9 protein-coding genes are annotated in these 12,564 nt (G+C 51.0%); 6 read left to right on the top strand and 3 right to left on the bottom strand.

Translation table 11 applies throughout. From position 1 onward, the window contains the following. Nucleotides 1–8 precede the first annotated feature (8 nt). From V6L81_RS06105 to V6L81_RS06130, 6 genes are all read left to right on the top strand, one after another. Complete coding sequence (locus V6L81_RS06105; RefSeq protein WP_338660548.1) at nt 9–1,883, top strand: site-specific DNA-methyltransferase; 1,875 nt, start codon at nt 9–11, stop codon at nt 1,881–1,883. Nucleotides 1,884–1,902: 19 nt separating this feature from the next. Then, nucleotides 1,903–2,772, top strand: coding sequence for a DNA damage-inducible protein D (dinD, locus tag V6L81_RS06110; protein WP_338660549.1), 870 nt, complete (start codon nt 1,903–1,905; stop codon nt 2,770–2,772). Next, nucleotides 2,769–5,870 carry a DEAD/DEAH box helicase family protein gene (locus tag V6L81_RS06115; protein WP_338660550.1) on the top strand — a complete coding sequence of 1,034 codons (3,102 nt, stop codon included), beginning with the start codon at nt 2,769–2,771 and terminating at the stop codon, nt 5,868–5,870. Before dinD ends, V6L81_RS06115 begins: the two co-directional genes overlap by 4 nt. A 95-nt stretch (nt 5,871–5,965) precedes the next feature. After that, nucleotides 5,966–7,267: an SIR2 family protein gene (locus V6L81_RS06120; protein WP_338660551.1), complete on the top strand. Its 1,302-nt coding sequence runs from the start codon at nt 5,966–5,968 to the stop codon at nt 7,265–7,267. Next, complete coding sequence (locus V6L81_RS06125; protein WP_338660552.1) at nt 7,260–8,978, top strand: ATP-binding protein; 1,719 nt, start codon at nt 7,260–7,262, stop codon at nt 8,976–8,978. The genes V6L81_RS06120 and V6L81_RS06125 overlap by 8 nt, the downstream gene beginning before the upstream one ends. A gap of 694 nt (nt 8,979–9,672) precedes the next feature. Further along, entirely contained in the window at nt 9,673–10,329 is a 657-nt protein-coding gene (locus V6L81_RS06130; protein ID WP_338660553.1) for an inovirus Gp2 family protein, read from the top strand. 153 nt (nt 10,330–10,482) lie between these two features. On the opposite strand, the gene V6L81_RS06135 is transcribed toward V6L81_RS06130, so the two are convergent. The 3 genes from V6L81_RS06135 to V6L81_RS06145 form a co-directional block, all read right to left on the bottom strand. Continuing rightward, nucleotides 10,483–10,992, bottom strand: a complete 510-nt coding sequence (locus tag V6L81_RS06135) for a JAB domain-containing protein (RefSeq protein WP_338660554.1) — start codon at nt 10,990–10,992, stop codon at nt 10,483–10,485. An 81-nt stretch (nt 10,993–11,073) separates the two neighbouring features. Continuing rightward, entirely contained in the window at nt 11,074–12,042 is a 969-nt protein-coding gene (locus tag V6L81_RS06140) for a DUF932 domain-containing protein (protein WP_338660555.1), read from the bottom strand. A gap of 77 nt (nt 12,043–12,119) precedes the next feature. Beyond that, nucleotides 12,120–12,449 (bottom strand): hypothetical protein, encoded by a 330-nt coding sequence (locus tag V6L81_RS06145; protein WP_338660556.1) that lies wholly within the window; start codon nt 12,447–12,449, stop codon nt 12,120–12,122. Nucleotides 12,450–12,564: the final 115 nt, after the last annotated feature.

Below are 12,564 nucleotides of genomic sequence, written 5' to 3' on the forward strand. Positions count from 1 at the left end.
GACGTCCGATGGACAAGCTGAAAATGCACTCTCAAAACATGACCGAAGCCAATATCGACAAGCTGGCTGAGCTGTTCCCCAATTGCATCACCGAAGCTCGGGATGAAGCGGGCGAACTGAAGAAGGCCATCGACTTCGATCTGCTGCGTCAGGAGTTGTCTTCTTCCATTGTTGATGGATCGCAGGAGCGCTATCAGCTGAATTGGCCAGGGAAGCGTGAGGCGCTACTGACAGCCAATGCACCTATTGCCAAGACGCTACGCCCTTGCAGAGAAGAAAGTGTTGGCTTTGATACCACACAGAATCTCTTTATCGAAGGGGACAACCTTGAGGCGTTAAAATTACTGCAGGAAGCTTATCTCAATAAAGTCAAGATGATTTATATCGATCCTCCTTATAACACGGGAACGGATTTAATTTATGAAGATGACTTCTCTGAGGAATCTAGTGAGTATTTTCAGCGTTCGAACCAAAAAGATGAACATGGGAATCGCCTAGTAGTTAACGCAGATACCAATGGTCGGTTCCACTCAGACTGGCTGTCGATGATTTATTCGAGAATAAAGCTTGCCCGAAACTTACTCCGTGATGATGGTGTCATTTTTGTTTCTATCGATTATCGCGAGTGCGCTAACCTAAGAAGAATGTGTGATGAGGTTTTTGGAGAGCAAAATTTTATTGCTGAGGTTGCATGGGAGAAAATGTATACAACCAAAAATGATTCGTCGCTGGTGTCATGCTGCCACGAAAATATTTTGGTTTATGCGAAGGTTGCAACCCCCTCGTGTATTGGGTTTCTACCTCGCTCTGCAGAAATGGATGCAAGGTACTCTAATCCCGACAACGACCCTCGCGGGAATTGGAAGGCCATTCCAATGTACGCTGATGGAGAGCGTAGAAATGGTCGCTTTAAGATAACTAGCCCTACTGGTAAGGAACATGAGCCGGAGCCAAACACTCACTGGCGTTATTCTGAGGCGGATATTCTTAAATTGATTTTGGATAACCGTGTTTGGTTTGGCCAGACAGGGAACTCTAAACCTAATCTAAAACGTTTTTTGTCCGAGCTGCGTGAAGGAGTAAAAGCAAAAACACTGTGGTCTCATAAAGAGGTTGGTAGTAATGACACTGCAAGTAGAGAGTTGAAGGAGTTGTTTGACGGACGGTCGCCATTTAGCTTTCCGAAACCTACATCTTTGATTCGGCGAATGCTCCAGTTGGGAGCGGAAAGTCGCGACTCTATAGTGCTCGATTTTTTTTCAGGATCTGCCTCAACTGCGCATGCTGTGATGGCAATGAATGGTGATGATGGAGGTCAAAGACGTTACATTATGGTGCAGTTGAACGAGCCTACTGATGAGAAGAGCGATGCTTTCCTCGCTGGGTATAAGTCGATTTCGGAGATCAGTAAAGAACGAATTCGACGCGCAGGCACCAAAATTAAAGCCGCGAGTGCTATGACGGCTCCGGACCTCGATACTGGTTTCCGAGCTCTAAAAATCGACACCTCCAATATGAAAGAGGTGTACTACACGCCGGATGCAGTGAGCCAGGATCTGCTCTCCGATCAAGTCGACAATATCCGCGAAGACCGCACCGCCGAGGATCTGCTGTTTCAGGTGCTGCTGGACTGGGGCGTGGATCTGGCCCTGCCGATCAACCAGCAAGTTATCGCCGGCAAGACCGTGTTCTTCGTTGACGGCAACGCACTGGTCGCCTGCTTCGATACTGGTATCGACGAAGACTTCGTCAAACAGCTCGCCGGACATAAGCCGCTACGTGTGGTGTTCCGCGACGCCGGCTTCGCCAGCGACAGCGTGAAAATCAACGTAGAGCAGGTGTTCAAGCTGCTGTCGCCGGCTACTGAAATCAAAACTCTCTGACCGACAGGAAGCCGTCGCTATGGACAATCAATCCCTGTCACAGCTGCAACAGCGATTTGATGCGCTGGTGCAACGGGTGCCCGATGAGGACATCGAGTTCTGGTTCGCCCGTGAGTTGCAAGAGCCCTTGGGCTATGCCCGCTGGGAGAATTTTCTTACTGCCATCCAGCGCGCTATAGCCTCGTGTGAAACCACTGGACTAGATGCCGCTGATCATTTTCGTGGCGTCACGAAAATGATCGAGATTGGCAAAGGCGGGCAGCGGTCGGTTGATGACTTCATGCTCACTCGTTATGCCTGCTACCTGATTGCTCAGAACGGCGACCCGCGTAAGCAGCCGATTGCCTTTGCTCAGAGCTACTTCGCGCTGCAAACGCGTAAGCAGGAGTTGGTCGAAGATCGGATGCGCCTGCAGGCTCGTTTCGATGCGCGGGATCGTTTGCGTGAGTCGGAAAAAGAGCTGTCACAGAACATCTACGAGCGCGGTGTGGATGACGAGGGCTTTGCCCGTATCCGCTCCCGAGGAGATGCCGCTCTGTTTGGCGGCAAAACCACGCAGGCGATGAAGGACAGATATGGCATCGTCAAAAGCCGTCCGCTGGCGGATTTTTTACCGACGCTGACCATCGCCGCAAAAAACCTAGCCACTGAGATGACCAACCACAACGTGCTGCAAGCTGATTTGCAAGGTGAGCCGGCCATTGTCAAGGAGCATGTTCAGAACAACCTGAGCGTGCGTGACATGCTGGAGCAACGCGGCATCAAGCCCGAAGAACTGCCCGCCGAAGAGGACATTCGTAAGCTTGAGCGTCGCGTGAAATCGGAAGAGAAAAAAATCGCCAAACAGGCGCCCAAGCTGCCGGCTGACGATTCGAGTACTGAAGCATGAAACTGAAGTTTAAAGTCCAGCCCTACCAGACCCATGCGGTCGACGCCTTCGCCGACTGTTTTTCCGGCCAGCCGAAATCTTCGAGCGTTAACTATCGTGTCGACCCTGGCATTAAATCAATTACGCCAGTGACTCCGCAGCAAATAGACCTTCTCGGTTCCAAGACGATCGAGCTACCCGAGGCTGGCTTCAAAAATGCTGAAATCAGCTTTTCGCTTGGAGAGAAGTGGTCCGGTGCTCACGAAGATCAGCTACTGAAAAATATTCAGGCTGTGCAGCGGCGGCAGAACCTGCCGCTTTCCTCTGGATTGGAGCAGGACAACAAAACCGGCTGCCCGATCAACCTTGATGTAGAGATGGAGACGGGGACTGGGAAAACCTACTGCTACATCAAGAGCATGTTCGAGCTGAACAAACGCTATGGCTGGAGCAAGTTCATCATCGTGGTGCCGAGCATTGCCATTCGTGAAGGTGTCTATAAGTCGCTGCAGATCACGGCTGAGCACTTCCTGGAGAGCTACGGCAAGAAGGCGCGCTTCTTCATTTATAACTCCAAGCAGCTGCACAACCTAGAAAGCTTTTCCTCGGATGCCGGCATCAACATCATGGTTATCAACGTCCAGGCGTTCGCAGCCCGTGGTGCAGACCAGCGGCGGATCTATGAAGAACTGGATGATTTTCAGTCGCGCCGCCCGATCGATGTGATCAAAGCCAACCGGCCGATCCTGTTTCTCGATGAGCCGCAGAAGATGGAGGGAGCCAAGACGCTAGCTTCCTTCAGCGAGTTCAACCCGTTGATGATCGTGCGCTACTCGGCCACCCACAAAACGGAGTACAACAAAATCCACCGCCTCGATGCGCTGGATGCCTACAACCAAAAGCTGGTGAAGAAGATCAGCGTGCGCGGCATCACGGTCAAAGGCCTGACCGGCACCAATGCCTATCTGTTTCTACAGGACATTGAAGTCTCGACCAATAAACCGCCTATGGCGCGGGTCGAGCTGGAGATCAAGCAAAGCAGTGGCATCAAGCGGGTTATGCGCAAGCTCGGTCGTAACGACAATCTGTACGACCTGTCCGGTGGCCTGGATCAGTACAAAGACTACGTGGTGGCCGACATCGACGCCCGTATCGACATGCTGAGCTTCACCAACGGCGTGGAGCTGGTGGCCGGGGAGGCCGTGGGCAACGTGGATGAGGCCGCGATGCGCCGCATCCAGATACGCGAAGCGGTAAAGGCGCACTTTCAGAAAGAGATGATGCTGTTTAGTAAGGGCATCAAAGTGCTGTCGCTGTTCTTCATCGACGAGGTGGCTAAATACCGAAAATACGACGAAACCGGCGAGCTGCTTGGTGAATACGCGCAGATCTTCGAGGAGGAGTACAACGACTACCTCACCAACGTGATGACCCTGGAAGACACGCCCTACAACAGCTACCTCAAGGGAATTCAGGCACGTCAAACTCACAATGGCTACTTCTCTATCGATAAGAAGAGCAAGCGCCTGGTCGATCCCTCTGTCGGTAAAAAGGCTACTGAGACCGACGACGTCGATGCCTACGACCTGATCCTCAAAGATAAGGAACGCTTACTGTCTTTCGATGAGCCGGTGCGCTTTATCTTCTCTCACTCGGCTCTGCGCGAAGGTTGGGATAACCCCAACGTCTTCGTTATCTGCACCCTGAAGCACAGCGACAATAGTATCTCCCGCCGCCAAGAGGTTGGTCGTGGCATGCGTCTGGCCGTCAACCAGTTGGGTGACCGTATGGATGATCCGGCAACGGTGCACCAAATCAACGAGCTGACGGTAGTGGCCAGTGAAAGCTACAAGGACTTCGTTAGTGCACTGCAGAAGGATATCAGCGAGTCTCTGTCGGCCAGGCCGCGTATTGCGGACAAGGCATTTTTCACCGGGAAAGTGTTGCCGACGGTAACGGGCGACGTTCCGGTCACAGAGGAAATGGCGACAGATATTGAGTTCTATCTGATCCAGAATGGCTACGTCGACAAAAAGCGGAACATCACTGACAAATACCACGAAGCAAAAAAAGAAGAGCTTCTCGCCGAGCTGCCTGAGGAACTGCTGCCCTTTGCCGAGCAAGTATTCCAGCTAATCGACAGTGTGTTCAGCGAAGCGCAGCTACCCGTGATCAGTAATGACCGTGGTAGCAAATTGAACCCGTTGAATACAGTGAACTTCGAAAAGAAAGAATTTCAGGCGCTCTGGAACAAGATCAACCGCAAGGCCGCTTACACGGTTCACTTTGAAACCGATGAGTTGGTGGGCAAGTGTATTGCCGCTCTCAACCATAAGGAGGAGGGGCTTCGGGTTAAACCGATGCAGTACATCATCGAGCGCGGTAGCCAGCTCGAGAATGCCAGCTTCGATGACATGAAGAGCGGCTCTGCCTTCAAGATTTCAGAAAGCTCGACCGAAAAGTACATGCACTCCGTTCATTCGGCGGTGAAATACGATCTGATCGGTAACCTGGCTGATGATACACAGCTGACGCGCAGCACCATTGCCAGCATTCTTAAGGGCATCAATGTTGCCGTGTTTAGCCAGTACAGGAGCAACCCAGAAGACTTCATCGCCAAAGCCGCTACGCTGATCAACGAGCAGAAGGCCACGACTATCGTCGAGCACATCGCCTACAACCCGGTGGATGAAACCCACAGTTCGGACATTTTCGCGGCAGAGAAGCCCAAGGACGATTTCAGTAAGGCCTTCGAGGCCAAACATCACGTCTACGACTACGTGTTCACCGACTCGAAGACTGAGCGTAAATTCGTTGAGGAGCTGGATGCCAGCACTGAGGTAGTGGTGTACGCCAAACTGCCTAAGAGCTTTTTCATCCCGACACCTGTCGGTAACTACAACCCCGACTGGGCCATCGCTTTCCACGAAGGCAAGGTGAAACACATCTACTTTATTGCCGAGACCAAGGGCTCTATGTCTTCACTTGAGTTGCGCGACATTGAAAAGTCAAAAATTGCCTGTGCACGCAAATTCTTCGCCAAAATCACCTCGGATCAAGTGAAGTACCAAGTGGTGGATAGCTATGAAAAATTGATGGAGTTGGTGAAGTTGGCTTAGCAGGGGGCAGTTGTGAGCGATTGTTCGCGGCCGAGAGTCATTGCTCGTAGTTTCAAAATAGGCTTTGTAGCCCTCCAGGCCTTTTTGAGGCAGTGATGGATCATTTAATCAACGAGATGCGTAAACGAGGGGGGCGAGAAATGCGGGTGTTCTCATACCGGACTAGCGGTGCATGGATTGCAATTCAGCGGCCCGAAGAGGAGGTAGGCGCGGATAGCGCATTGGATGAAATCCGGCGCGTGCTCTCAGATACACTTCGTTGTAGCAATTTGGTCGTTCTGACCGGCCTGGGCACATCTCTACATGTAAACGTTGACCATGCTGCAACCGAGGTAAATAAAAAAAGAACTGCTCAACCCGGCAAATTCATAGCGCCTACCATGTGGGATCTATGGGAGGCTGCTCGGGCTGAAAGTGGTGCGGATTTTCCAAGAGTCTTGGCGTTGTCAAAACTGCCAGAGTCAGAGCAGGAAAAAGGCAACATTGAAGCGCTCCTCTCTCATTGCAAGGCAGCGAGTGAGTTTGTCGACGATGAGAGCCAAAGGGACATCATTACATTATTTATTGAGAAGACCGAACGTATTGTCCGAGATCGTGTCCGGTTTCTTGGGGCTGCGGATGAGGTCTCTGTGCATGCCGATCTATTGCGTCGTCTGGCGAGACGTTCTAGTCGAAAAGTCAGATCAAAAATATTTACGACAAACTATGATCTTTGTTTTGAGCACGCGGCACGGCAAGGGCGATATATTGTTGTTGATGGGTTTTCACACACTACGCCACAGGTGTTTGACAGTATCTATTTTGGCTATGACATCGTAAAGCGTGAAAGTAATCCAGATAGTCACGACTTTATCTCAAACGTTTTTCAGCTATACAAACTCCATGGGTCTATAGATTGGACAAAAAACTCTACAACAAATGAAATTGAAAAAGATCCAGCAACTGAGAGTCCGGTACTTGTTTATCCTCGAAATACAAAATATGAGTTAGCCTTCGAGCAACCATATCTGGAAATGATGTCGGCGCTCCAAGCCGCAATTCGTCAGCCTGATACAGGCTTGCTTATTATGGGTTTTGGATTCAATGATAGCCATATCTCGGAGCCAATTCTTTCGGCAATTCGCTCAAACCTGAGCCTCAAGGTTGTGATTTGTGATCCTGCCCTAAGCAATAAGACTGCTGATGAGAATAATGGCAGAGCCCAGGCTGGCAGTGATACACAGAACCCATATCTTAAGAAAACGCGTTACTTGATTGAGCACGGTGACGCTCGGCTTGCATTGATCAGTGGAACCTTTGAGGAGGTTGTCCCTATGCTCCCGGACATTGCTGCGCAGACCGACTTAGAACAGCATCTAGAACGAGTGCGAATGCTTCGAGGTGAAGGGAATGTCTAAGCGGCCTCTCCCATCAAGTCCATTTGATCCAAGCAGATTTATCGGTTCAGTTTCTTCTGTTGGGCCTGACTCGGTGAAAATTAATTTGCCTAAGGCAGCGAATGCCTCAAGTACACAATACGCAGGATATCCAATACTTGGTGGCCAAGTCGGTGAGTTTGTATTTGTCGAAAGCGAGGATTATGCCGTTCTTGGGCGGATTACCGAAGTGTTTTTGCCAGACAGCGAGCGATTAAAGGCTGAGCCAAGTCTTGGACTGCCAGTAGATGTACACCCTATAGGGTTGGTGCAGCTATTGATTACATTAGAGCTCACAGAGGGACGAGTCGTCTCGGGTATACCTCAGCATCCACGTATCGGACAGTACGTTTTCTCTGCACATCCTTCGCTAGTGAAATTTGTTGTTGAGGGGGATCATTCCAAGAACATTGGTCTTATTGAGCTTGCTTCGATTCCGCAGGACTCACAGACCACCGTGAATGTGAATCCTGCTCACTTGCTGGGACGGCATTGTGCTGTACTGGGTGCGACGGGTGGAGGTAAGAGTTGGACTGTAGCGCGCATCGTTCAAGAAATTGCACGGATTGGAGGTCGGGTGATCCTCGTGGATCCCACTGGCGAGTTTCACACATTCCAAGATAGGGTCGACGACATCTACTTAGGGGGGGACAAAAGTAGTAACGAGGATCAGCGAACCTTTGTTGGGTTTCCGTACTGGGAACTTACAGAGGCGGATTTGTTCGCCATATTTCAACCGAGTGCTGGCGCACAAGTACCAAAGCTACGTGAAGCGCTAGCTAGCCTGAAGCTACAGCACGTTCTGAACGATGGAGGTCTTGAGCCAAAAACATATGTCAAAGCTAATCTGGAACGAGCGACTTTCTATCGAGCCCAGATGCAAAACTCTACGCGGTTGGAGGCATCGGATGCCAAATATTATATCCGGAACTTACCAGCACAAATCGTTCAGGAGTGCGTATATGAGACTGGAGGAACGCAAAATTCCCCTGATGACTCCAAGTGGGGGCGACTTGATGAACGAGTTCGCGGTTACTGCGAAACCCTAATCTCAAAAATTCACTCAATCATTCGATCCAAGCCATTAAGGTGCCTATTCTGCCCTGAAGAGTTTGAGTCTCTGCCGGAAAAAATTGACGAATTTCTTAAGTCTGATAACCGTGTTTTAAGACTCTCTATGGAATATCTTCCGTTCGAACATAACGCTAGAGAGTTGCTAGCCAACGCGCTTGGTCGGCACCTTTTGGGAATGGCAAGAGGAGGTGCGTTTTTAGAAAATCCCACAGTTGTCATCCTTGATGAGGCGCATCAGTTTTTGAATAGAGATATTGGTGATGAAATGAACAAGGTCAAACTTGATGCCTTCGGGCTGATTGCGAAGGAGGGGCGTAAATATGGGTTGACCGTACTACTTGCAACCCAGCGTCCAAGAGATATTCCGGAGGAGGTGTTGAGTCAGATGGGGATGTTTATTGTTCATCGACTCATTAATGAGAGAGATCGTTTAATTGTTGAAAAGGCCTGTGGAAGCCTAGATAAGTCAGCCGCAGCATTTCTACCGACGTTAGGCCAAGGAGAGGCGATTCTTGTAGGTGTTGACTTTCCGATGCCAACTCCAGTGAAAATTATTAAGCCGCGTTATCCACCTAAGTCTGAAGGGCCTGACTATGGAAAGTATTGGGGGAACGCTTGAAAAGTCGCCTGCAAGAGTGGGGTGTCGGCCAAACTGGACTCTAATTTTGTCATCAGTTAGAGTTCAGGGTTGGTGGCCAATATTTCAATGAAGGCAAACAGCAAAACATAAAGCCCCCAAAGCTCATGGAGGTTTTTTCTACAAATTTGAGTTGGACATGAGCTGCAGGGCAGTCCATGCCAGGTTGGCGATGCGCGGTTATTCAGTACGCTGTATTCCTAGGCTTCGAGCTTTTCGGCTAGTAGCTAAAATTGTGCCGTGGTCGGATGTGACCAAGGTGTTTTTTTTCCAGAGTTGAGATGGGTGGTAAGTTGGCTCTGTACTGTACGTTTTTGATTAGAGAATGACTCTAGGGGAGGGGATGGATTCTCGGTATTGGTAATATGCTTATATGCACTGCTACGTTTAGGCATATTGTAAGCTCTGACACTCACGTAGTACCTGCACCACTACATGGACGGATAGGTAAGCCAATGCCTGTTGCATCGTACTGCTCATTTTTAATTAGTTATAACTCTCTGATTCATTTGTGATGCCTCTTTGTTTGGTTTATAAGTCTGACTGCTTGGTTCTAGCTGGGCAGTCATGTAAGCCTGTTCTGTCTCGATAAGATAGGTAGGTTGGTTATTGTGGTTGTTGTAAGAAATTACTAAGGCTCACTTCGATATGTATTTAACATATCGGAGTATCAGTCATGAAACGTCATCCAGGAAACTCTAATCTCACGCTCTGCCATGAGGATCACTATCGTGGCCAGCCAATCCAGGTGAATAAAGGTCCTTTCGTTCGAAGCTACCTAAGGCGTCTTGATTGGGTGGTTTGTCGAGCGCTCGATGATTACTCTCGTGTTTTCGCCTTCAGATTTGATTTGCGCTTTCCCTCCGCTATAGATCTGCCCGATTATCTGTATACGAACGAGGTAATAGATCGCTTCCTGGAGTCCTTTAAAGCGAAGATCAAGCACAATCGATTAAAGGCTGGTTTGTCAATGAAGTATATCCATGACACTAAAGTGCGTTATGTTTGGGCGAGAGAGATCGGGTACTTGGGTAAACCTCATTATCACGTTCTGATCCTGCTCAACCGAGATGCGTTCACTGCGCTTGGTAAGTTCGAACCAGGCAGGGCCAACATCTTCAATCGCCTTGTAGAGGCCTGGGCCAGTGCTCTGAGACTATCACTCGATGAGTGTAGTGGGTTGGTACATATTCCAGATAACCCTGCCTACCACTTGCACAGAGATGATGAGTTGGGGCAGCAAGAGCTGTTCTACAGAGCCAGCTACCTCTGCAAGGCCAGCACTAAGGATTACGGGGATGGCCAGCACGGGTTTGGAGCCAGTCGGAGCTGAGGGGCGAATTGCTGTTGTTCAGTTGATGGGTATTCGTCCATATAGTACGTTATATGGGATGCGAATGAAGTGAGAGCTTACGGTGTCAATGACCGCTTCGGCATTGAGCAGATCGCGTCTGTCGGACGGAGTGACTAAGCCAGCCTTTATGGATTACAGGTAACCCCGTTCGGTAAACGACACACAGCCTGGACTTGCCCCTTCAATGCCCACGACGACATGATCCAATATCCGGGTACCAACCATGTTTAGGGCATTCTTGAGGGTGGTGGTAAGTGTACGATCGGCTTGACTTGGCTCGGGATCCTTAGACGGATCATAGTGGACCAGGATCACGGCCGCAGCATTGTGCTCCATGGCGACTTTTACCACTTCCCTTGGATATACGCTGGCGCCGTCTAGGGTGCCTCTAAACAGTTCGCGGAAACCGATAACCCGGTGCTTAGTATCGAGCAACAGCAACGCAAAGACTTCGTGCTCATGGTATTGCAGCAGTATTTGAAGGTGGCTGAATACGTGCCGAGGCTCGGTCAGTGTCTGGCCTTTAGACAGACGACTCATCGCAAGTTGTTGCGCCATCTGCAGGATGTCGGCCTCAGTGACTGGTGATTCCATGACATAGGTGCCGGTTGTTTCACCGGCTATGAGCTTGTGATATTTCATGAGGTATTCCTGTGCGGCATAAAAAATCCCCGGCCAGCAGAAGCTGACCAGGCGCTTTAACATTTGAGTTGGTGAGTGAGGCTAGGCTGCGAGTTGCAGCGCTGCGTTCAGTGCGCGCTCTTTGAGGGCTGCGCCGGCCCCAAACCACGCGGAGTCCATGCGGTATTCAGTACTCCTGGCGCGTCGCTCGTGATCGACATACTCGGTCACAGCGTTGAGCAAACCCCACGCAGTGCCTTGAGCTGATAACAGCGTGGCTCCACGACCTTGGCCTTCGTACAGGCTTTGCACTTTGCGCAGGGCGCGCTCATTCGGCAGCACTTCCGGCAGCTGACTGTTGGGGGACACATCACATAGCACATTCATGAAGAAGCCCATCGCCTCATGCCACTGCACCTTGCGCTCCGCCAGTGCGCGCATGCGGTACATAAACTCATCCCATTGCGAGACGGCGATGCCCAGTTGTTTCTTCACGGCCTGCGGATCAAAGCGCGTGTTGTGCGGCACCTTGATTGCGTGGGTAGCGCCGTTCAGGGAGATGGTCAGGGTGTTGTTGCAAACCACACGCACGGTGGTCGGGGTCGCGGTGGTGGCCAGCGTACCGTCACAGGAAGTGGCTAGCAGCAGATAGCCATTCACCTGATCGTTACCCTTAAGGGCGGTTGTTTGCCCCGTCCTGGCCAGAGCCCAGAACTTGCGGCCACCTTTGAGTATCCCCGCTGTTTCCAACTCGTAGCCGGAGACCTCAGTCAGATCGCGGTAGAACTCCAGCACCTCACGAGGCTGCACAACCTGGTAGCGGTTGGAAACCACCGACAAGGGGGCCTTGGTGTCGGAGCGGTACAGCACCTTCTGTTCCGGAAAGGAGTGAATCGTGCCTAGGTTGCCGACAGTGTCGGCCTTGAAGTGAACAGGACTTTCCTGAATCTGCCAGTTCATGCCAGCTTCACGCTGCCAGACTTCCAGCGGTTGTTTTTGCGTCAGGCGGTTACCCAGACCATGCCAAGGGGTAGCGCCAACGTAGGCCATTTGTTCGACGAGATGAGCCATGGGAGTGATTCCTTTGGGTGCGTGCTGGCATAAATGCTGCGCTCGCGCAGCACTGGCCGAAGAATGTTTTAAGAGGATTAGGCTGGTAGGTTGAAGCGATGATTGCAGGCGAGGCAGAGGTTGTTGGCGGACACATGGCGATCGAGCTTTTCTCCGAGCTGGGCGCCGAGGGCGCAGCCTCCGACGCCTCCAGCAAGTCCGCCGAGAATGGCCCCTGAGACAGTGCCTAGGGTGATACCAATTGGACCGGCAATAGCGCCGACAGAGGCGCCGACCTGGCCACCAGCAAGCGCGGCGCTTACTCCGCGAGCGGCACCGCCCACCGCGCCTACGGCGGCAGTGATTTTCATAGCTGTTCTTAACGATGCGATTTCGGGGGAATTACAGCAAGGGCACTTCAAAGACATGATTCTGAGCTCCATGGGGCGGATGTCATGGCAGTGATGTGTGACTGAATTTTCTTTGAATGTGATCCTGCGGGTACCGTCTACCTAGCTACCGCTGCTATTCGTAGCAGTAGTA

Source organism: Pseudomonas bubulae (assembly GCF_037023725.1).
GTDB classification, from domain to species: Bacteria; Pseudomonadota; Gammaproteobacteria; order Pseudomonadales; family Pseudomonadaceae; genus Aquipseudomonas; species Aquipseudomonas bubulae.